The organism is Micromonospora ureilytica, from assembly GCF_015751765.1.
Taxonomy (GTDB): Bacteria; Actinomycetota; Actinomycetes; order Mycobacteriales; family Micromonosporaceae; genus Micromonospora; species Micromonospora ureilytica.
In genome coordinates, this window is sequence record NZ_JADOTX010000001.1 from 651,983 (window position 1) to 673,120 (window position 21,138).

Consider the following 21,138-nt stretch of genomic DNA (forward strand, 5'->3'; position numbering starts at 1 on the left):
CACGAGCCGCGACCGACAAACGCTGTGGAGGACCGGTGGCCCAGCCGACCATGCCCGACGCCCCGACGCCGAACGGAGCGGCACCTGCGCCGGTGACCACACCCGCGCAGGACGCCACCCTGCTGGAGAAGGGCCTGTTCGAGATCAAACGCGTGATCGTCGGGCAGGACCGAATGGTGGAGCGGATGTTCGTCGCGCTGCTCGCCCGCGGTCACTGCCTGATCGAGGGCGTGCCCGGGGTGGCCAAGACGCTGGCGGTGGAGACCCTCGCCAAGGTCGTCGGCGGGTCCTTCGCCCGGGTGCAGTTCACCCCGGATCTGGTGCCGGCCGACATCATGGGCACCCGGATCTACCGGCAGTCGAGCGAGAAGTTCGACGTCGAGCTGGGCCCGGTGTTCGTCAACTTCCTGCTCGCCGACGAGATCAACCGGGCGCCGGCGAAGGTGCAGTCCGCGCTGCTGGAGGTGATGAGCGAGCGGCAGGTGTCGATCGGCGGGGAGAGTCACCGGGTGCCCGACCCGTTCCTGGTGATGGCCACCCAGAACCCGATCGAGCAGGAGGGCGTCTACCCGCTGCCGGAGGCGCAGCGGGACCGGTTCCTCATGAAGATCGTGGTGGGCTACCCGACCGACGCGGAGGAACGGGAGATCGTCTACCGGATGGGCGTGGCCGCGCCCGAGCCGACCGCGGTGTTCGACACCCCGGAGCTGATCGCCCTGCAACGCAAGGCGGACCAGGTCTTCGTCCACAACGCCCTGGTCGACTACGCGGTCCGGTTGGTGCTGGCCACCCGCGCCCCGGCCGAGCACGGCATGCCCGACGTCGCGCAACTGATCCAGTACGGGGCCAGCCCGCGCGCCTCGCTGGGTCTGGTCCGGGCGACCCGCGCCCTGGCGCTGCTGCGCGGGCGTGACTACGCGCTGCCGCAGGACGTGCAGGACATCGCCCCGGACATCCTGCGGCACCGGTTGGTGCTCAGCTACGACGCGCTCGCCGACGACGTACCCGCCGACCACATCGTGCAGCGGGTGATGTCGACGATCCCGCTCCCGGCGGTCGCGCCCCGGCAGCAGGCCACCCCGCCGTCGATCGCGCCGCCGCCGGGCGCTGGCTGGCCCGGGCAGCGCCCGTGACCTCACCCACCCCTCGTCCGGCCCCCCTCGGCGACCGTAGCGAGGCCGTGCTGTCCCGGCTTCAGTTGCTCGTCACCCGCAAGCTCGACGGTCTGCTCCAGGGCGACTACGCCGGCCTGTTGCCCGGACCGGGCAGTGAGGCGGGCGAGTCCCGGGAGTACCGCCCCGGTGACGACGTGCGCCGGATGGACTGGCCGGTCACGGCACGGACCACCACACCGCACGTGCGGCGTACGGTCGCCGACCGGGAGCTGGAGACCTGGCTCGCGCTGGACCTGTCCGCCAGCCTGGACTTCGGTACCGGGCAGTGGCTCAAGCGGGAGGTGGTGGTGGCCGCCGCGGCCGCCATCACCCACCTGACCGTGCGCGGAGGTAACCGGATCGGCGCCGTGATCGGCACCGGCGGCGGGGTGTCCGCGCCGGCCCGACGCTGGCGCGGCGCAGCACCGCCGGCCGGGCCCGGGGTGCTCACCCGACTGCCGGCCCGCTCCGGTCGCAAGGAGGCACAGGGCCTGCTGCGTGCCGTCGCCGGCACCGCCATCCAGCCCGGCCGAGGTGATCTGGGCGCCCTGATCGAGATGCTCAACCGTCCGCCCCGCCGTCGCGGGGTGGCAGTGGTGGTCTCGGACTTCCTCGCGCCGGCCGAGCAGTGGGCGCGGCCGATGCGCAAGCTGCGCGTCCGCCACGACGTGCTGGCGATCGAGGTGGTCGACCCGCGCGAGCTGGAGCTGCCCGACGTGGGTGTGTTGCCGGTGGTCGACCCGGAGAGCGGCGAACTGCACGAGGTGCAGACTGCCGACCCGCGGCTGCGGCAGCGCTACGCGGACGCCGCCACCGCCCAACGGGCCACGATCGCCGCCGCCCTGCGCGGCGCCGGCGCGGCCCACCTGCGTCTGCGTACGGACCGAGACTGGCTGCTGGACATGGTGCGATTCGTGGCCGCGCAGCGGCACGCGCGTACCCGGGGGACGACACGATGATCCGTTTTCTGCAACCGTGGTGGCTGCTGGCTGTGCTGCCGGTGTTCGCCCTCGCCGCGTTCTACGTGTGGCGGCAGCTGCACCGCCGGGCGTACGCGATGCGGTTCACCAATGTGGACCTGCTGCGGACGGTGGCGCCGAAGGGCCTGGGCTGGCGTCGGCACGTCCCGGCGACCGCGTTCCTGCTCTGCCTGCTGGTGCTGGCCACCGCGCTGGCCCGGCCCGCGGTGGACACCAGGGAGCCGTTGGAGCGGGCCACAGTGATGCTCGCCATCGACGTGTCGCTGTCGATGCAGGCCGACGACGTGGCGCCGAACCGGTTGGAGGCGGCCCAGGAGGCGGCCAAGCAGTTCGTCAGTGAGCTGCCGGAGAGCTACAACCTGGGCCTGGTGTCGTTCGCCAAGGCGGCCAACGTGCTGGTGCCGCCGGGCAAGGACCGGGACGCGGTGACCAGCGCCATCGACGGGCTGGTGCTGGCCGAGGCGACAGCGACCGGCGAGGCGGTGTTCACCTGCCTGGAGGCGATCCGGTCGGTGCCGGCCGACGGCGCGGCGGGCATTCCGCCGGCACGGATCGTGCTGCTCTCCGACGGTTTCCGGACCTCCGGTCGGGCGGTGGAGGAGGCGGCGGCGGCCGCGCAGGCCGCCAACGTTCCGGTCTCCACCATCGCCTTCGGCACCGACACCGGCCAGGTCGACATCGGCGGGCAGTTGCAGCGGGTGCCGGTGGACCGGTCGGCCCTCGCCGAGCTGGCCGAGACCACCGAGGGGTACTTCTACGAGGCGGCCTCGGTGAGCGAGCTGAAGCAGGTCTATCAGGACATGGGCAGCTCGATCGGGTTCCGCACCGAGCCGCGTGAGGTGACCCAGTGGTACGCCGGGGTGGCGTTGCTGCTGGCGCTCTGCGCGGGCGCGTTCAGTCTGCTCTGGTCGTCCCGGATGCTGTGAACGCGTCCCGGATGCTGTGAACCGCTGCGCCGGCGGCGGTCAGTGGCCGCCGCCGGCGAGCACGAAGACGATTGCCACCCAGACGGCGGCGAGGGTGAAGCCCAGCGGGGCGACGTAGCGGCTCATGGACGGCTCCGGGTGGCGGCTGGACGGTCCGCGTGCGGGGGCGGACCGCAGGGGGTGGGGACGCGCACACGAAGTCGTGACCGGGCGGCTCCCGGCGACCGCCCGGGATCGGGCGGCGCGGCACACTCACCTCGGCAGGTGCCGAGGTGGTGGGGAGCGGAGCGGGGTCAGCTCACCAGACTGAGTCGTGGCTCAGCGGGGCTGACCATCGGCCCGGCCACGACTGGGAGGATCGCTATCTCGCACAGCGATCACCTCCTGCAAGTCGGGCGGGCCGGAACGTCGATGATCGTACACCTGCGGTGTCGACGGAACGCACTCGGCCGACCGGTCGGCGACCCCTCCACCGCCCGGTTGGAGTCGCGCGACAGGCCGGCCCGTCCGGACGATCGTGACCAGCACCGCGGCGAGTAGCGGCAGCCAGCAGAGGCGTGCCAGCACCCATCCGGGACCGTCCGGGGTGGTGTGCAACCCGGGCAGGGTCAGCCCGCTGTGGGCGGTGAGCGCGGTCACCGCAACAAGTACCGGCTGGTGCCACAGGTAGATCCGGACCGCGGACCGGTTCACAGCGGTCACCGCCCGGTCCGGCAGCGGCCGGGTCAGCAGCCGGTGCAGCGCCGGCCGCGCCAACAGCCCCAGCCCGACCTGGGTGACCGCCAGCGCCACGATCAGCAGCGACGGCGGGTTCAGGTTGGACACCCCGGCCCCGGGCACGCCGACCGCGCTCACCGGGTAGCCCAGCGCCAGCAGCGCCGCCAGCGCGACCGCCCCACCGGCCGCCAACGCGCCACCCGCCCGCCGGCCGTCCAGTCGTCCGTCGGCGTGCGCCACCCCCAGCAGGTACGGCACCGCCCAGGCCGCCAGCACGGTGACCGGGGGTAGGTCGGTGCCGGCCGGCAGCAGCCGGACGGCAAGGTCGGCCACGGCGACCACGGCCACCGCCGGTGTCCCGCACCGTGCCACCCCCCACCGGCGTACGGCGGCGCGCAGCGGGCCGGTCACCGCGACGAGGATCACCAGCGGGAGCAGGAACCACAGCGGGCTGACGGCGAGCCGCAGCGCGACGGCGAGCGTGTCGTCCGAGGTGCCGACGACTGTGGCGGCGAGCAGTACGGCGGCCCCCACTCCGAGCAGCGCCACCATGGGCAGCAGCAGCCGACGCAGCCGACCGGCCAGCCAACCGCCGGCACCGCCGCGGTAGCGGGCCAGCGACCGGGTCGAGCCGAACCCGGCGGAGAAGAAGAACAACCCGAGCGTCTGCAACACCCAGGTCACCGGGGCCAGGTCGGGCAGGGCGGTCAGCGGACTGGCCTGGTGCAGCCCACCGTCGCCGTTCAGTACCAATCCGGTGACCAGCCAGTGCCCCAGCACCACCCCGCCGATGGCGTACGCCCGCAGCGCGTCGACCGCGCGGTCCCGGTTCACCGGACGTCCCCGATCCGGCCGGCGTCGACGCTGCCCAGCACGACAGCCGCCACCGCGACCAGCGCGGCGCTGCCCGGCGCGAGGTAGCCGTCGTGCCCCGCCACCCCACCCACCGGCAGGGGGCGGGCGCCGAACGCCGGGTCGCCGGGTCGCCGGCCGAAGCCCAGGCCGGGCAGCCGCACCGGGGGCACCCGACGGATCCAGTCGGTCGGCGCCTCGGCGGCCCAGAACCGCCGCCCGCCGGTCAAATCGTCGGCGCGCTGTACTCCAGCGCCGACGCCGCCGAGGCTGACCACGTCGGTGACCTGGGCCGGGGCCTCCGCCGCCGCCAGTGCCACCACCAGCGCCCCGTAGCTGTGCCCGACGAGCGTGATCGTCGCCGCCGGACGCCGCCCGGCCAGCTCCCGCAGCAGGGTGACAAGCCCGGCCGCGCCGCGCCGGGCGCTGACACCACCGGCGGCGGTCAACACCCCGTCGGGCGGGTCGTAGCCGAGCCAGGCCAGCACCGCGACCCGCGCCGCCGGGTCGGACGCCCGCAGCTCCCGGTAGAGCTGCCCGGCCTGCACCGCCGGCGCCCGCCGGGCCACCCCGCCCAACCCCCTGTCGAAGTCGGCGAGCGTGCTGCCGACGCCCGGCACCAGCACCGCGATCCGGTCCGCGTCGGCAAGGTCGCCGAGCACCTCGACCGCGCGACCGTCACCGCGCTCGTCGAACAGCAGGAACCGGCGTCCGTCGGCCGCCCAGTCCGCGTACGGGGGGCCGGCCGCGCGCATCGCCGCCGCCGTCACCGGGTACGCCTCGACGAACCCCGCCGCCGTGGCCGGCTCGGGTCGGGTCGGCAGGACCAGGTTCACGCCGAGCAGCGCGGCCATCGCCACCCGGCTGGCACCTCGTCGTCGCATCACGTTCTCCCTCCGGAATGTCGTCCGGAGGGAGAGTGCGCCCAGGGGCGGGGCTCGGTCGTCGTCCCGCAGAGCCGTTTCCGGGCTGGCTCCACGGAGCTACTCGCCGGCGGCCACCAGACCCGTCTCGTACGCCAGCACCACGGCCTGGGCCCGGTCACGCAGACCCAGCTTGGCCAGGATCCGCCCGACGTGCGTCTTCACTGTCTGCTCGGCCACCACCAGGTCGCCCGCGATCTCCGCGTTGTTGCGGCCCCGGGCGATCAACCGCAGCACCTCGGTCTCGCGTGGAGTGAGCCCGGCCAGGTCGGTGGGGCGCGGGCGGCGGCGGTCCGGACGGGCCGCGAACTCGGCGATCAGCCGGCGGGTGACGGCCGGGGCGAGTAGCGCATCCCCGGCCGCCACCACACGCACCGCCTGCACCAGATCGGCCGCCGGGGCGTCCTTGAGCAGGAACCCGCTCGCCCCGGCGCGCAGCGCCTCGTACACGTAGTCGTCCAGGTCGAAGGTGGTGAGGATGAGCACCCGGGGTCGCTGCGCCGACCGGTCGCCGAGCAGCTTGCGGGTGGCCTCCAGCCCGTCCATGACCGGCATCCGCACGTCCATCAGCACCACGTCCGGGTCGAGGTGGCGGGCGGCGGCCAGGGCCTGCGCCCCGTCGGCGGCGTCTCCCACCACCAGCAGATCCGGTTGGGCGGCGAGCAGGGCGCCGAAGCCCTGCCGGACCATCGCCTGGTCGTCGGCGATCAGCACCCGGATCATCGGACCCCGCCCTCCGCGTCGTACGGCAACTCGGCCGCCACCGCGTAACCCCCGTCGGGCAGCGGCCCGGCGGTGAACGTACCGCCCAGCGAGGTGGCCCGCTCCCGCATGCCGGTCAGCCCGTGCCCGGAGCCGCCGTCGGCGGTCGGTCGGACGTCGGCCGGGGAGTTTTCGACGCGTACCCGTAGACCGGACGGACCGGCGCGGACGGTGACCCGCACCGCGGCGCCGGCCGCGTGGCGGGCCGCGTTGGCCAGGCTCTCCTGCACGATGCGGTACGCGGCCAGCCCGACCGGCGCGGGCACCCGGCCGTCGTCCATCGGCTCGTCGTCCACTGTCACCGGCAGCCCGGCTCGGCGTGCCGCGTCCACCATTGCGCCCAGGTCGGCCAGGTCCGGCTGCGGCGTGGTCTGCGGCCCGGTCGTCTCGCTGCGCAGCACCCCCAACAGCCGCCGCATGTCGGTCAGCGCGTCGCGGGCCGACGCGGCGATGGCGACGAACTCCGCGGCTGCCGGGGCCGGCACGTCCGTCAGCCGGTACGGGGCGGTCTCCGCCTGCACCGCGATCAGCGACATGTGGTGGGCCACCACGTCGTGCAGCTCCCGGGCGATGCGTGTGCGTTCTTCCAGCACCGCGCGGCGTTCCTGCTCCCGCTCGCTCAGTTCGGCCTGCGCCGCGAGGGCGTGCCGGGACAGCCGGTTGCGGCGGATCAGGTCGCCGACGATCGCCAGCGCGCCGAGCAGCAGCAGGACCGGAACCCGGTTGTCGGGGTGGACGAGGGTGAGCACCGGCACCGTGCTGATCGTCACCACCCAGGCCAGCACCGGCCGGTCGACCCGTGCGACGACCACCGCCAGCACCGCGATCGACCCGAGCGCCAGCGGCGGGGTCCACGGCCAGGCCTGGTCGGCTGGCGCGTTGAACGTGCAGATCAGCAGGGCCAGTACCGTCAGTCGCCAGGCCAGCAGCGGACGCCGGGGCAGCGCCAGCAGCGGCGCCACCGTCATCGCCGCGAAGAGCATCGCGATCGGTGTCGGCAGCCCCCATTCGCTCTCCACGGTCAGGGTGATCAGGAAGAGACCCAGCGCGGCGAGCAGGCCGACCGGAGCGGCGTAGCGGGCCGGCCCGGGCCAACGGGCCAGCAGCGCCCGGTCGGGCCGGGCGTCCGGGCCCAGCAGGGTCTGTCGCAGGGCCCGCAGGGCCACGGCGATCGGTTGCCGGTTCACCACCCGGAGGCTACGGGCCGACCCCGCCACGAGGCGTGCCACCAGGGGTTGATCCCGGTGTCGTACCCCAGTGTGATGCGAGTCCCGTTAGCGCTTACTTGCGGGTAACGCCTAGGCTCCGACGCGTCCGTGCTGACCATTCGCAAGGGGGAACCGTGGCCCGTACCGTGCTGGTGACCGGGGGCAACCGGGGGATCGGCCTGGCCATCGCGCAGGCCTTCGCCAAGCAGGGCGACCGGGTGGCGGTCACCCATCGCAGCGGCGAGGCACCCGACGGGCTGTTCGGCGTACGCGCCGACGTCACCGACGCCGCCTCGATCGACGCCGCGTTCACCGCCGTCGAGGCCGAGCTGGGACCGGTCGAGGTGCTGGTCGCCAACGCCGGCATGACCGCCGACACGCTGCTGCTGCGCATGTCCGAGGAGCAGTTCACCGATGTGGTGGACACCAACCTCACCGGCGCGTTCCGGGTCGCGAAGCGGGCCTCCGGCAAGATGCTGCGCGCCAAGTGGGGCCGCATGATCTTCATCTCCTCGGTGGTCGGCCTGGCCGGCGGCGCCGGCCAGGTCAACTACGCCGCCAGCAAGGCCGGCCTCGTCGGCGTCGCCCGCTCGATCACCCGGGAGCTGGGCAGCCGCAACATCACCGCGAACGTGGTGGCGCCCGGCTTCATCGACACGGACATGACCGCCGGTCTCTCCGGCGACCGCAAGGCGGAGATCGTCAAGTCCATCCCGGCCGGCCGGATGGCCAGCCCGGACGAGGTCGCCGCCGTGGTCACCTGGCTGGCCTCCGACAGCGCCGGGTACGTCTCCGGCGCCGTCATCCCGGTCGACGGCGGCCTCGGCATGGGCCACTAACCCTTTTGACTACGGAGGAAATCTGCGATGTCCGGACTGCTCGCCGGTAAGCGGCTGCTCGTCACCGGTGTCATCACCGACGCCTCGATCGCCTTCTCGGTGGCGAAGCTCGCCCAGGAGAACGGCGCGCAGGTCGTGCTCACCGGCTACGGCCGGCTCTCCCTGGTCGAGCGGATCGCCAAGCGGCTGCCCGAGCCGGCGCCGGTCATCGAGGTGGACGTCACCAACACCGAGCACCTGGCCGGCCTCGCCGACCGGGTACGCGAGCACGTCGACGGCCTCGACGGTGTCGTGCACTCGATCGGCTTCGCCCCGCAGAGCTGCCTGGGCGGCGGCTTCCTCGACGCGCCCTGGGAGGACGTGGCGACCGCCCTGCACGTCTCCACCTTCTCGTACAAGTCGCTGGCCATGGCGGCGCTGCCGCTGATGTCGCCCGGCGGCGCGGTGGTCGGCCTGACCTTCGACGCGACGAAGGCGTGGCCGGTCTACGACTGGATGGGCGTGGCCAAGGCCGGCCTGGAGTCCACGTCCCGCTACCTGGCGATGCACCTGGGCAAGCAGGGCATCCGCAGCAACCTGGTCGCCGCCGGGCCGCTGCGCACCATCGCCGCGAAGTCGATCCCCGGCTTCGACCAGTTCGAAACTGCCTGGGCCGAGCGTGCCCCGCTGGGCTGGAGCCTCACCGACCAGGAGCCCGCCGCGCGGGCCTGCCTGGCGCTGCTCTCCGACTGGTTCCCGGCCACCACCGGCGAGATCGTCCACGTCGACGGCGGCTACCACGCCATCGGTTCCTGACGCTGCACCGCGACGCCTCCCTGGTCGCCGTTCGCGTGATCCACGCGTCCGGACCAGGGGGCGTCGCCGGGACGTCCCGGCCGAGGGGCAAGAATGACAGCATGTCGTACGACGCGGTGGTGCTGGTGTCCTTCGGCGGGCCCGAACGGCCCGAGGACGTGATGCCGTTCCTGCAGAACGTGACCCGAGGCCGGGGTGTGCCGCCCGAGCGGTTGGTCGAGGTCGCCGAGCACTACCAGCACTTCGGTGGAGTGTCCCCGATCAACCAGCAGTGCCGGGACCTGCTGGCCGCCGTCCGCGCCGACTTCGCCGCGCACGGTGTCGACCTGCCCGTCTACTGGGGCAACCGCAACTGGGACCCGATGCTCGCCGACACCGTGACCCAGATGCGCGACGACGGGGTCACCCGGGCGTTGGCCTTCGTCACCAGCGCGTACGGCGGCTACTCGTCCTGCCGGCAGTACCAGGAGGACATCGCCGCCGCCCGTGCCGCCGTCGGTTCGGACGCCCCGGTGATCGAGAAGCTGCGCCAGTTCTGGGACCACCCCGGTTTCGTCGAGCCGCACGTCGACGCGGTCCGGGCGGCCCTGGACCAGCTCGACCAGGCGAAGCGGGACACCACCCGGCTGGTCTTCACCGCCCACTCCATCCCCAGCTCGATGGCGGCCAACGCCGGCCCGCACGGCGGCCGGTACGAGGCGCAGCTGCACGAGACCGCCCGGCTCGTCGCCGCGGCCGCCGCACCCGACCTGGCGTACGACCTGGTCTGGCAGAGCCGCTCCGGCCCGCCGCAGGTGCCGTGGCTGGAACCGGACATCAACGACCACCTGGCCACCCTCGCGCAGGGCGGCACCACAGGTGTGGTGGTCAGCCCGATCGGGTTCGTCTCCGACCACCTGGAGGTCGTGTGGGACCTGGACACCGAAGCGTTGGAGACGGCGAAGCAGCTCGGCCTGGACTTCGTCCGGGCCGGCACGCCGGGCACCGACCCCCGCTTCGTGACCATGGTGCGTGAGCTGGTCACCGAGCGGACCGACCCGGACGGCGCGCAGCTGCGCCGTTGCCTGGGTGAGCTGCCCAGGTGGGACACCTGCCCGACCGTCTGTTGCGTGCCGACCCGTCGCCCCTGACCTCTGAGGATCATCATGCATGACCGCAAGCCCGTGCAGAGTTGGCTGACCGACATGGACGGCGTGCTGGTGCACGAGGGCCAGCCGGTGCCCGGCGCGCCCGAGTTCATCAACCGGCTGCGCTCCTCCGGCAAGCCGTTCCTGGTGCTGACCAACAACTCGATCTACACCCCGCGCGACCTGACGGCTCGACTCAGCCGGATGGGGCTGGACGTGCCGGAGGAGTCGATCTGGTCCTCCGCCCTGGCCACCGGCCAGTTCCTCGCCGACCAGCGGCCGGGTGGCACCGCGTACGTCATCGGTGAGGCCGGGCTGACCACGGCGCTGCACGCCGTCGGCTACGTGCTGACCGACTTCGCGCCCGACTACGTGGTGCTCGGGGAAACCCGCACCTACAGCTTCGAGGCGATCACCAAGGCCGTCCGCCTGATCAACGACGGTGCCCGGTTCATCTGCACCAACCCTGACGTGACCGGCCCGTCCGTGGAGGGCGCGCTACCCGCCGCCGGCTCGGTCGCCGCCATGATCTCCAAGGCGACCGGGGTCGAGCCGTACTTCGTCGGCAAGCCCAACCCGATGATGATGCGCTCGGCGCTCAACACCATCAACGCGCACTCGGAGAGCACCGCGATGATCGGCGACCGGATGGACACCGACATCCTGTGCGGCCTGGAGGCTGGGCTGGAGACCATCCTGGTGCTCACCGGGATCAGCAGCCGCACCGAGGCGGAGCGTTACCCGTACCGCCCCTCCCGGATCATCAACTCGGTCGCGGACCTGCTCGACGAGATCTGACCAGGCCCGGTGGCGGGGCGGTCTGGTCAGGGGCGCAGGGGGGCGTTGCAGGCGGCCACCAGGGCCTGACGGCAGGCTGCGGTGAGCGGTCGCAGCGCCGCGTCCCGTTGCTGCGCCTCGTGGTTGTTGATCGCGCCGCCCGGGGCGGCGTGCCCGGCCAACGCGAGCACCCGGTCGAGCACCGCGGCCCGGGCGAAGAGCCGGCGGGATCGCGGGTCGAAGCCCGGTGGCAGATCGGTGGTGCCGTCCGGGCGACGCAGCGCGGCCAACGCGCCGGCCAGCTCGGGCCGCCACTGGGCCACGTCGAGGCGGGTCAGCACGGCTGTCGTCTCGGCCAGCGCGGCGGCCAACTCGGCCTCCGCCTCGGCGGCGCCAGGCAATGAGAGTGACGCGGCGGCGGCGTTGGCCGGCAGCGGGTAGACCCGCCAGAGCACCGTCTCGAAACAGTCCCCGGAGCCGGAGGTGTGCAGGCGCACCTGGGGAATCAACCCGAGCCCGCCGGCGACCACCGCCTCGCCCGTGACCAGCGCCGCACCGGCGAAGTCGCCGGGGCCCGGCAGACCCCTCGGGTCACCCGGCGCGGGCAGCACCAGGCGGATCTCGTCCGGGGACAGCTTGGCCAGGGTGGGCAGCGCGGCGCCCAGCGGGACGTCGGTCCAGGTGCCGGGGGCGTCCGCCACGAGGTGCTCCTCGTCGCCGGCGATGGCGTCGGCGACCTCGTCGTACGGCACCAAGCCGGCGCGCCACGCGCGCACCCAGGCAACGAACCGGCTGGACCGGCGCGGCGCGAGTGTGGCCGCGCCCGTTGCGGGGGTGGACATGCCGAAAGGGTACGTGGTCACGACCGGCCCTGTCTCGGCTGCCGCTCCGGTCGCCCGGCCTGCCCCCAACTGCCCTGTTCGCCCAAATCCCCGCCCCCTGGCACGGCTGTGCGGTCGGCGGTCCGAGCACGGGGCGGTGTGTCGGAGGTGGGGTGGGCGGCGGCCGGGGTTAGCGTGATCGACATGGCGGGGCGATACGGCGAGGACGTGTTGGCGGGCGACTGGCGGCGGCGCAAGGTCACCCCCGAGGTGGACGCCGAAGCGGATCTCGTGGTCGAGGACGCCGACTCCGGGTTCTGCGGAGCGGTGGTGGGCTTCGAGGCCGGCGCTGTGGTGTTGGAGGACCGGCACGGTAAACGGCGCAACTTCCCGCTGCTGCCGGCGGCGTTCCTGCTCGACGGCCTCCCGGTGACGCTGCGCCGACCGACCCGCGCGTCGGTGCCGGCGGCCCGCCGGCGGACCGCCTCCGGCTCGGTCGCCGTGGACAACGTCCGGGCCCAGGTGGCGAAGGCCAGCCGAATCTGGGTGGAGGGCATCCACGACGCCGCGCTGGTCGAGCGGATCTGGGGCGACGACCTACGGATCGAGGGCGTGGTGGTCGAGCCGTTGGACGGCATCGACGCTCTCGACGCCGAGGTACGCGACTTCGGCCCCGGCCCGACCCGACGACTCGGAGTGCTCGTCGACCACCTGGTGCCGGGCAGCAAGGAGAGCCGGATCGTCGCCCGCGTGAACTCGCCGCACGTGTTGGTGACCGGGCACCCCTACGTGGACGTGTGGCAGGCGGTCAAGCCGTCGGCGTTGGGCATCGCGGCCTGGCCGGTGGTGCCGCCGGGGCGGCCGTGGAAGGAGGGGGTCTGCGCGGCCCTCGGGGTGGCCGAGCCGGCCGACATGTGGCGGCACATCCTGTCCCGGGTGAACAGCTTCGCCGAGGTGGAGACACCGCTGATCAACGCCATGGAACGCCTCATCGACTTCGTCACCGAGCCAGCCTGACCGCCTGGTCCGTCAGATCCGCCCGGCGGCGGTTCAGGGAACCTCGTCCGGGCTGCGGGTGAAGACGAACGTGGCGATGTCGACCGCCACCGCCCGTCCGCTGTCGTCGCGCAGCACCGACAGGACCTCACCGTTCTCCGGGCCGGAACGTCCCCGCCAGCGGTCCGTCCCCTCGGCGGCGAACCGGCTGACCCTCTCACCGCGGACATGGGCCACCAGCTCACCCGCGTCCCAGCGCAAGTCCAGCGGAACGCCCATCCACCACCAGCGACCGATCAGCTCGGCCACCTCGGTAGCCGGCGCGGCGGTGGCCGGCCGCCACGGCCGTGGGAGCGCCGGCTCGGCGTCCAGCACTGTGGTCAGCAGCCGGCGGCCGAGCCCGGTGATCGGGAACCCGTACGAGTTGGCGAAGCCGACCACTGCGGTACGGGTGGGCCGGTGCACCACGAGAGCGGCCACGTACCCGGGCATCGAGCCGCCGTGCCCGACGTACACGCGCTCGCCGTCCCGGTAGAGCTCCAGCCCCAGGCCGTGCCCGCCGGTCCAGGATTCGTCGCTGATTACCACGGGGGAGCACATCTCGGTCAGGGTCTCGGCGGCCAGCACCGACGGGTCGGGGTCGGCCAGGAACGCGGCCCAACGACCCAGGTCCTCGATCGTCGACCAGAGCTGCCCGGCGGGGGCCATGGCGCCGGTTTCGGTACGGGGTTCCTCGCGCAGGGTCCCGTGCCAGGGGTGGACGACGTAGCCGGGGGCGTACGGCTCGGTGGCCGCGTAGGTGGTGCGGCGCAGACCCAGCGGGGTGAGGATCCGTTCGTCGAGCAGGTCGGCCCAGGGTGTCCCGGTGAGCCGTTCGAGCAGGCCGCCGAGCAGCCCGTACGCCAGGTTGGAGTAGTGGTACGTGCGGTGCGGCGGGTAAGCGATCTTGTCGGCGTCGACGGTGGTGAGCAGGGTGGTCAGATCGACGCCCGCCGCCCGTTCCCACCAGTCGCCCTCGGGTTCGCGTTGGATGCCGCTGGCGTGGCTGAGCAGTTGGCGCACTGTGAGCGCGCCCACTCCGGTGCCCGGCAGGTGCTGCTCCAACTGGTCGTCGAGGGCCAGTCGGCCGGCGTCGCGCAACTGCATGATCAGGGTGGCGGTCATCGTCTTGCTGATCGAGCCCAACCGGTACTGCAGGTCGACATCCGGGCGGGGGTGTTCGCCGGCGACGGCCAGGTGCGCCAGCGTGCCGTCGCGGACCACGCCCAGCACCAGCGACGGGGCGTGACCGTCGGCCTGCGCCTGGGCGACCCGGGTGTCGATCTGTCGGACGGTCTCGGGTAGCAGGGTCAACGGGATCTCCTCGGGGTCGGGCCGCCGATTCATGGTGTTTTGGGGGGTCGGAAGGGGTCTCGCCGAGCTTACTGATCTTCGTGGGGAGGCCGCGCGTGCATTTGCGTGTCACGATCGGGGTGTGGACGCCGTGGTGTGGATCGTTTTGGGTGTGCTGCTGGCCGTCGCGGAGATTTTCACGACGACGCTATTTCTGATCATGTTCGGTGCCGGGGCGTTCGCCGCCGCCGGTGCGGCCGCCCTGGGCGCGCCGGTCGCCGTGCAGGCGCTGGTCTTCGCTGTGGTGTCGGCGTTGAGCCTGGTGGTGGTGCGACCGGTCATCCGGCGGCACAGCCGCTCCGCGCTGGAGAGCGGCGAGCAGCCGTTCGGTGTGGAGGCGATCGAGGGCTCCACGGCGCTGGTGCTGGAACGGGTGGACGCCGAGCACGGTCTCGTCAAGATCGACGGCGAGTTGTGGACCGCCCGCTCCTACGACACGACGCAGGTTTACGACCCCGGTCAACGGGTTCGGGTGATAAAGGTCCGGGGCGCGACAGCCCTGGTGTGGCAGGACGATGTTTCTTCCGCCGGCGAGCTGCCGGAATCGAGAGGGTGAACGGGATGACCTTAATCGGGGTGGTGGTGATCGCGGTGGCGTTGATCGCCGTGATAACGCTGGCCAAGGCGGTGCGGATCGTGCCGCAGCAACGCCAGGACGTGGTGGAACGGCTCGGCAAGTACAAGCGCACCCTCAGCCCCGGCCTCAACCTGCTGGTGCCGTTCGTCGACGCGGTCCGTACCAAGGTCGACATGCGGGAGCAGGTGGTCAGCTTCCCGCCGCAGCCGGTGATCACCTCGGACAACCTGGTGGTCTCGATCGACACGGTTCTCTACTTCAAGGTGGTCGACTCGGTCCGGGCGACCTACGAGATCTCCAGCTTCCTCCAGGCCATCGAGCAGCTGACCGTCACCACGTTGCGTAACGTGATCGGCTCGCTCGATCTGGAGCGGGCGCTGACCAGCCGCGACGAGATCAACCGGCACCTCTCGGGTGTGCTGGACGAGACCACCGGCCGCTGGGGCATCAAGGTGACGCGGGTCGAGATCAAGGCGATCGAGCCGCCGGCCAGCATCCGCGACTCGATGGAGAAGCAGATGCGCGCCGAGCGGGACCGTCGCGCGGCGATCCTGACCGCCGAGGGGCACAAGCAGTCGGTGATCCTCACCGCAGAGGGTGACAAGCAGTCGGCGGTGCTGCGGGCCGACGGTGACCGGCAGGCCCGGATCCTGCAGGCCGAGGGTCAGGCGAAGGCGATCCGGACGGTCTTCGACGCGATCCACCAGGCCAACCCGAGCCAGAAGGTGCTCGCCTACCAGTACCTGCAGGCTCTGCCGCAGATCGCCCAGGGCAGCGCCAACAAGGTCTGGATCATCCCGGCGGAGCTGACCAAGGCCCTGGAGGGGATGGGTGGCGCGCTCGGCGGGCTGAGCCAGATGGTGGGGGATCTGCCCGCGCCGGAGGCGGCCGAACACGCGAGCCAGGTCGAGCGCGAGGCCGCCGAGGCGGCGCAGGCCGCGGCGGACGCCGCCCAGCAGATCCACGACGAGGTACGCGTCGCCGAGGCGCAGGCCACCGGCGGCAAGGGCCCGAAGGGGCTGCCCGCGCCGGAGCCGGTGTCGCCGACCAGCCTCGTGGAGGACCCGGCCGACCAGCGAGAACGCGGCTGATCACGCCTTAATACGAGAAAGACTCATGGGGCGCTCCGACGCCTGCCACGATCGGTCCTAGGACGGGTGGTGACCAGGCAATCGGGGCGCCCCGGCGCGTCGGTGCACCGCTCGACGACGAGCGAGGTGACGCATGAAGGATCCGGCGAATCGGATGTGGTCCTCGGCCCCGGTGCCCGGCGCGCACGACCCGGTCGCCCCGCTGGGCTCCCGGCGCAGCGGTGGCGGGTTCGGCGTACTGCCCTTCGTCGGCGAGCCGACCCCGGGCGCTCCCGCCACGAACGCCAGTTGGGCCTGGTCGGTGCGTCGGTTCGCGCGGGCGGCGGTCTGGCTGCTGCCCGCGTACGCCATCCTCTACGGCGCGGTGGCGATGGCCAGCGACGGAGGGGTGGGCAACGACCCCTATCCGGCCAACGGCCGGGCGGTGTACCTGATCGGTTGGGTGGCAGCGGTCTGGCTCGGCCTGCTCGCGCTGCTGGCCCTCACCGGGCTGCTGGCCGCGACCCGCAGCCGCCGGGTGGCCGCCGCCGGGCTGCTGGTCAGCATCGCCGGCACCGTGCTCATGCTGCCGTTCGCCGGGCTTGAGGAGCAGACGCCGGTCTTCGGCGCCACCGCGCGGTCGCTGGTCCTGCTCGGGGCGACGTTCTACAGCGCGGGCTGGTTCCTCACCGGGTGGGCGGTGGCCCGCTCGGGCACCTTCAGCCTCGGCGACGGCGTCATGCTGATCATCGCCGCGCCGCTGCTCGGCCTCGGTGGTGCCCTGATCGGCTCGTTGCAGACGTTCGGCGCGATCTTCGTACTGATCGCCGGCATCGGCATCGGCTACCGCTCCGGCCGCCTGATGCCCCGCGAAACCGCGAGAGACGCCGCCAGCGCGAGCCTCAGTACCCCCAACCCCTGAGCCCTCGCGTCCCTCGCCCAGCTCCGATGATCATGAGGTTGACGGGCGATTCCGTGATCAAACCTCCCGCTAACCCCATGATCACCGGGGCGGGGGGAGGGGTGAAGTTGGTGACAATTGCCGGGTGGGGGTGGTCGACTGGCGGCTTTCGTGGCAATCCTGGGGAGCATGGCCGCCCCCCGCTCGCCGCTGTCGCGGCTGCTCACCGTGCTGCTCGCCGGCGTGCTGGCCGGGCTTGTCCTGGCCGTCGCCGCGCTGCCGGGCAACCTGCTGCTCGGGCTCACCGCCCGCTCCGCGCTCGGGTCGTACGCCGCGTTGCCGGCGTCGCTGAAGACCCCGGCCACGCCGCAGCGTTCGTACCTCTACGCCAACGACGGCAAGACGCTGATCACCACGTTCTACGACGTGAACCGCACCGACGTCCCGCTGTCGGAGGTCGCCCCGGTGATGCGGCAGGCGATCGTGGCGGCCGAGGACCGGCGCTTCTACGACCACGGTGGCGCGGACCTGCGCGGCCTGGCCCGGGCGGTGGTGGCCAACGTCAAGGGCGGTGGCACCGAGCAGGGCGGCTCGACGCTGACCATGCAGTACGTCCGTAACGTGCTCAAGACCGACCCCACCCGCACCGCCGAGGAGCGGGCCGCGGCGACCGACCCCACCGTCGGTCGCAAGATCCAGGAGATCCGGTACGCGAGTGCGCTGGACAAGAGCCTCGGCAAGGACGAGATCCTCGACCGGTACCTGAACATCGCCTACTTCGGCTCCGGCGCGTACGGGATCGCGGCGGCCAGCCAGCGGTACTTCGGCAAGCCCCCGGCCAAGCTGACCCTCGCCGAGTCGGCCCTGCTGGCCGGCCTGGTGCAGTCCCCGGACGCGTACAGCCCGATCAGCGGTGACAAGGACGAGGCGCTGGTCCGCCGGTCGTACGTGCTGGACTCGATGGTCGCCACCAACGCGATCACCGCCGCGCAGGCCGCCCAGGCCAAGGCCGAGCCGCTGGCCCTGCACCCCACCGCCCAGCCCAACGGCTGCACCGCCGTCTCCCAGGGCCACGACGACTGGGGTTACTTCTGCGACTACCTGCGCCAGTGGTGGCTGACCCAGCCGGCCTTCGGGGCCACCGTCGCCGAGCGCGAGCAGGCGCTTCGCTCCGGGGGCTACACCGTGGTCACCTCGCTGGACCCGAAGATCCAGGCCACCGCGCAGCAGCAGGCCACCAAGGTCTACTCCTACGACAACAAGCGCGCCCTGCCGATCGCGGCGGTCCAGCCGGGCACCGGGCGGGTGTTGGCGATGGCTGTCAACCGGCACTACAGCCTGGCCGACAACCCGGCCGGGCAGGCGAACTACCCGAACACCGTCAACCCGTTGATCTCCGGCGGGGCCAGCGTCGACGGGTACCAGGCGGGTTCGACGTTCAAGCTGTTCACCATGCTCGCCGCGCTCGAGTCGGGCCGTACCCTCTCCACCGGTTTCGACGCGCCCGCCAAGCTGCCCACCCGGTACGCCGCCGAGGGGCCGGGCAGCTGTGACGGCCACTGGTGCCCGGCGAACGCCAACCCGGACTGGATGGACGGCTACCGGATGATGTGGGACGGCTTCGGCCGTTCGGTGAACACCTACTTCGTCTGGCTGGCCGAGCAGGTCGGCCAGGACAAGGTGGTCCAGATGGCGCAGCGACTCGGCATCACGTTCCGCGCCGACTCGGACGCCACCTTTGCCAAGAACAACGCCGCGAACTGGGGTTCGTTCACCCTCGGTGTGGCGGCCACCACCCCGTTGGACCTGGCCAACGCGTACGCCACGGTGGCCGCCGAGGGCACCTACTGCACGCCGGTGCCGGTGGTCTCGGTGACCGGCGCGGACGGCACGAAGGTGCCGGTCGGGCAGCCCTCCTGTAAGCGGGTTCTCGACGCCGACGTCGCCCGCGCCGCCACCGACGCGGCGCGCTGCCCGGTGGGCCAGCAGTCGGCGTTCGGGCAGTGCAACGGCGGCACCGCCACCGGTGTGAACGACATCCTCGACGGCCGACCGGTCGCCGGTAAGACGGGTAGCTCGGAGGAGAACTCCACAGAGACGTTCGTCGGCTTCACCCCGCAGGTCGCGGTCGCCGGTATCGCCGCCAACCCGGACGACCCGGCCGACTCGGTGGGGTCGGCGGTGCAGACCAAGGTGATCGACGCGGTCGCCCGGGTCATCGCCACCGCGGTGAAGGGCCAGCCGGAGAAGGCGTTCGCCGCACCGAGCCACGAGCTGGCCGGCGACCCGCACCGCCCGGTGGAGCGCCCGACGGTCCCGAACCGTCGACAGGACCCCACCACCGACGACGACCCCCGCTCGGCCCTCCAACGCTGGCTCGACCGCCGAGGCTGACCATCCACCCCCACCCCCGCACGCCGACCCGTCCCGCCCTTTGACAGTGTCCGGGTAATGCCGATGAGCGCCCACCTGATCTTGCTCGGCTCGCACCGACCAGGTGCGTGCCGGCTGACCGCAGCTCATTCATCCGAGAACCTGATCTCGATGTCGAGACCACCGGAGGTCCGGGTCCGGGCGTCGAGGGTCGCCCCGTGCGCCTTGGCGATCGTGCGGACGATGGCCAGACCGAGTCCGTGCCCGTGTCCGTCTGGGTGCCTGGTCCGGCGGTTGCCGACCTGCCGGAACGGCTGGAACAGCGCGTCGAGTTCACCGGGCGGCACCACCGGGCCGGAGTTGCTGACCCGGATGGCGCTGCCGGTCGCGGTGGTCATCGTGCTGATCTCGACCCACCCGCCCGGCGCGTTGTGCCTCACGGCGTTGTCGACCAGGTTGACAATCAGGCGCTCGATCAGGTCGGGGTCGCCGGTTGCCGGTGCCTGTTCGAGGGAGGTGTGTATCCGGATGCCCCGCCTTGCGGCGTCCTGATGGCAGGCGGCGGTTACCTCGGCGGCGGTGTCGGCGACGTCGAGTGGGGTGCGCAGTTGGAGGCCCTGTTCGCCGTGCGCCAGGGTGAGCAGCGCCTCGATGAGGCGTTCCTGTTGGTCGCTGAGCGTGAGGACCTCGTGGCACGCTGACCGTAGCGTCTCGGTGGTGGCGTCGGGGTCGGCGAGCGCCACCTGGAGCACCGTCCGTTCGGCGGTGAGCGGGGTACGCAGTTCGTGCGAGGCGTTGGCGACGAAGTGCCGCTGCGACTCGAACGCGGCCTGCAGCCGCTGGAACAGGTCGTCGAGCGTCTCGGCCAGGTCGGTGAATTCGTCGTGGAGTCCGGTTCGGCCGAGCCGGCGGTGCAGGTCGCTGGCGGAGATCTCCCGGGCGGTGGCGGTGATGGTGCGCAGCGGCCGCAAGAACCGGCCGGCGACGAACCAGCCGAGCAGGAGGGAGACCACCACCATGCCGGCTATGGCCCACGCCGATGTGGTGAACTGTCGGTCCAGGCGACCGCCGTCGTTCGTAACGACGGCCGGGTCCGCGATCAGGCCCGCCGGGGTGGCCTGCCTGTTGCCGAGCAGCGGGATCGCGAGCAGCACGACGCCTGAGATCAGGAAGGGCACGGCGTAGAGCAGCGTGAGCTGAGCATGCAGGCTCCGCCGGGGGATCCGGACGCGCATCACGGTTCGCCGATCCGGTAGCCGCCCTCGCGAACGGTGTGGATGATGGCGGGGTCGCCCAGTTTGGTCCGCAGGCGGCGGATGGTGGTCTTCACCGCCGTGGTGAACGGGTCCGCCGCCTCGTCCCAGACCCGTTCGAGTAGATCCTCCGCCGATACGAGCCGGCCGTCTGCGGCGAGCAGGCATTCCAGGACGGCGAATTCCTTCGGGCTCAGCTCCAGCCGGCGTCCTTCGCGGGTCGCGACCCGCCGGCCCGGGTCGAGCGTGAGTTCCCGGTACTCCAGGATGGGCGGCATGGCCGGACCCGCCCGCCGGCCGAGCGCCCGCACCCGCGCGACCAGCTCCGCGAAGTCGAACGGTTTGGCGAGGTAGTCGTCGGCGCCGAGGTCCAGGCCGTCGACCCGCTGTTTCACCGTCGAGGCGGCAGTAAGCATCAGTACCCGGGTCGCCGAGTGCTTTTCCACGATCCGGCGGCACACCTCGTCGCCCGGCACGCCCGGTAGGTCGCGGTCGAGCACCACCACGTCGTAGCGGGTCACGGCCAGGTGATCGAGGGCCGCGTTGCCGTCGAGGACCACGTCTACCGCCATGCCCTCACGACGCAACCCGACACCCACCGTACGGGCCAGCACCTCGAAATCCTCGACCACCAGTACGCGCATGATCCCCACCCTGCCACTGCGTGGGTGTCAGAACGGTGTCACCCGGCGGCA

At 72.4% G+C, this 21,138-nt stretch carries 20 protein-coding genes; 12 read left to right on the top strand and 8 right to left on the bottom strand.

Annotation, left to right across the window (positions count from 1 at the left end; all coding sequences use genetic code 11):
- Nucleotides 1-35: 35 nt before the first annotated feature.
- The 3 genes from IW248_RS03025 to IW248_RS03035 are packed head-to-tail and all read left to right on the top strand — an operon-like array spanning nt 36 to nt 3,060.
- Nucleotides 36-1,133 carry an AAA family ATPase gene (locus IW248_RS03025; protein WP_124815299.1) on the top strand — a complete coding sequence of 366 codons (1,098 nt, stop codon included), beginning with the start codon at nt 36-38 and terminating at the stop codon, nt 1,131-1,133.
- Nucleotides 1,112-2,113, top strand: a complete 1,002-nt coding sequence (locus IW248_RS03030) for a DUF58 domain-containing protein (protein ID WP_196930014.1) — start codon at nt 1,112-1,114, stop codon at nt 2,111-2,113. The genes IW248_RS03025 and IW248_RS03030 overlap by 22 nt, the downstream gene beginning before the upstream one ends.
- Nucleotides 2,110-3,060: a VWA domain-containing protein gene (locus IW248_RS03035; RefSeq protein ID WP_124815303.1), complete on the top strand. Its 951-nt coding sequence runs from the start codon at nt 2,110-2,112 to the stop codon at nt 3,058-3,060. The genes IW248_RS03030 and IW248_RS03035 overlap by 4 nt, the downstream gene beginning before the upstream one ends.
- Nucleotides 3,061-3,378: 318 nt before the next feature.
- Here IW248_RS03035 and IW248_RS03040 read toward each other — a convergent pair whose 3' ends face one another.
- The 4 genes from IW248_RS03040 to IW248_RS33380 form a co-directional block, all read right to left on the bottom strand.
- Nucleotides 3,379-4,611, bottom strand: coding sequence for an acyltransferase family protein (locus IW248_RS03040; RefSeq protein ID WP_196925545.1), 1,233 nt, complete (start codon nt 4,609-4,611; stop codon nt 3,379-3,381).
- Complete coding sequence (locus IW248_RS03045; protein WP_196925546.1) at nt 4,608-5,513, bottom strand: alpha/beta hydrolase; 906 nt, start codon at nt 5,511-5,513, stop codon at nt 4,608-4,610. Before IW248_RS03045 ends, IW248_RS03040 begins: the two co-directional genes overlap by 4 nt.
- A 99-nt stretch (nt 5,514-5,612) precedes the next feature.
- The gene (locus IW248_RS03050) at nt 5,613-6,275 is read right to left on the bottom strand and encodes a response regulator (RefSeq protein ID WP_124823312.1); all 663 of its coding nucleotides are present in this window, start codon (nt 6,273-6,275) and stop codon (nt 5,613-5,615) included.
- Entirely contained in the window at nt 6,272-7,501 is a 1,230-nt protein-coding gene (locus IW248_RS33380) for a sensor histidine kinase (RefSeq protein ID WP_196925547.1), read from the bottom strand. Before IW248_RS33380 ends, IW248_RS03050 begins: the two co-directional genes overlap by 4 nt.
- Before the next feature lie 155 nt (nt 7,502-7,656).
- Between IW248_RS33380 and fabG the strand changes: the two genes are divergently transcribed.
- The 4 genes from fabG (at nt 7,657) to IW248_RS03075 (ending at nt 11,081) form a co-directional block, all read left to right on the top strand.
- Nucleotides 7,657-8,361: a 3-oxoacyl-ACP reductase FabG gene (gene fabG, locus IW248_RS03060; RefSeq protein WP_196925548.1), complete on the top strand. Its 705-nt coding sequence runs from the start codon at nt 7,657-7,659 to the stop codon at nt 8,359-8,361.
- A 27-nt stretch (nt 8,362-8,388) separates the two neighbouring features.
- The gene (fabI, locus tag IW248_RS03065) at nt 8,389-9,156 is read left to right on the top strand and encodes an enoyl-ACP reductase FabI (protein ID WP_196925549.1); all 768 of its coding nucleotides are present in this window, start codon (nt 8,389-8,391) and stop codon (nt 9,154-9,156) included.
- A 101-nt stretch (nt 9,157-9,257) separates the two neighbouring features.
- Nucleotides 9,258-10,286: a ferrochelatase gene (locus IW248_RS03070; RefSeq protein WP_196925550.1), complete on the top strand. Its 1,029-nt coding sequence runs from the start codon at nt 9,258-9,260 to the stop codon at nt 10,284-10,286.
- Between the two features lie 15 nt (nt 10,287-10,301).
- Complete coding sequence (locus tag IW248_RS03075; RefSeq protein ID WP_124823317.1) at nt 10,302-11,081, top strand: HAD-IIA family hydrolase; 780 nt, start codon at nt 10,302-10,304, stop codon at nt 11,079-11,081.
- 26 nt (nt 11,082-11,107) lie between these two features.
- On the opposite strand, the gene IW248_RS03080 is transcribed toward IW248_RS03075, so the two are convergent.
- Entirely contained in the window at nt 11,108-11,902 is a 795-nt protein-coding gene (locus IW248_RS03080; RefSeq protein WP_196925551.1) for an Rv1486c family protein, read from the bottom strand.
- Nucleotides 11,903-12,085: 183 nt separating this feature from the next.
- On the opposite strand from IW248_RS03080, the gene IW248_RS03085 reads away from it, so the two are divergent.
- Nucleotides 12,086-12,898, top strand: coding sequence for a DUF3097 domain-containing protein (locus tag IW248_RS03085; RefSeq protein WP_196925552.1), 813 nt, complete (start codon nt 12,086-12,088; stop codon nt 12,896-12,898).
- A gap of 33 nt (nt 12,899-12,931) precedes the next feature.
- Here the strand turns inward: IW248_RS03085 and IW248_RS03090 are convergent, their stop codons facing one another.
- Nucleotides 12,932-14,230 (bottom strand): serine hydrolase domain-containing protein, encoded by a 1,299-nt coding sequence (locus IW248_RS03090; RefSeq protein WP_196925553.1) that lies wholly within the window; start codon nt 14,228-14,230, stop codon nt 12,932-12,934.
- A 121-nt stretch (nt 14,231-14,351) separates the two neighbouring features.
- On the opposite strand from IW248_RS03090, the gene IW248_RS03095 reads away from it, so the two are divergent.
- The 4 genes from IW248_RS03095 (at nt 14,352) to IW248_RS03110 (ending at nt 19,211) form a co-directional block, all read left to right on the top strand.
- Nucleotides 14,352-14,825, top strand: coding sequence for an NfeD family protein (locus tag IW248_RS03095; RefSeq protein WP_196925554.1), 474 nt, complete (start codon nt 14,352-14,354; stop codon nt 14,823-14,825).
- Nucleotides 14,826-14,830: 5 nt separating this feature from the next.
- A complete protein-coding gene (locus IW248_RS03100; RefSeq protein ID WP_196925555.1) occupies nt 14,831-15,937 on the top strand; it encodes an SPFH domain-containing protein in 1,107 nt (368 codons plus the stop codon).
- Nucleotides 15,938-16,070: 133 nt separating this feature from the next.
- Entirely contained in the window at nt 16,071-16,838 is a 768-nt protein-coding gene (locus tag IW248_RS03105; protein ID WP_196925556.1) for a hypothetical protein, read from the top strand.
- Between the two features lie 168 nt (nt 16,839-17,006).
- Nucleotides 17,007-19,211 carry a transglycosylase domain-containing protein gene (locus IW248_RS03110; protein WP_231396155.1) on the top strand — a complete coding sequence of 735 codons (2,205 nt, stop codon included), beginning with the start codon at nt 17,007-17,009 and terminating at the stop codon, nt 19,209-19,211.
- Between the two features lie 125 nt (nt 19,212-19,336).
- Here the strand turns inward: IW248_RS03110 and IW248_RS03115 are convergent, their stop codons facing one another.
- Together IW248_RS03115 and IW248_RS03120 are read right to left on the bottom strand one after the other, a co-directional pair.
- Nucleotides 19,337-20,425, bottom strand: coding sequence for a sensor histidine kinase (locus IW248_RS03115; protein ID WP_231396156.1), 1,089 nt, complete (start codon nt 20,423-20,425; stop codon nt 19,337-19,339).
- Complete coding sequence (locus tag IW248_RS03120) at nt 20,425-21,087, bottom strand: response regulator transcription factor (RefSeq protein ID WP_196925558.1); 663 nt, start codon at nt 21,085-21,087, stop codon at nt 20,425-20,427. Before IW248_RS03120 ends, IW248_RS03115 begins: the two co-directional genes overlap by 1 nt.
- Between the last annotated feature and the right edge of the window lie 51 nt (nt 21,088-21,138).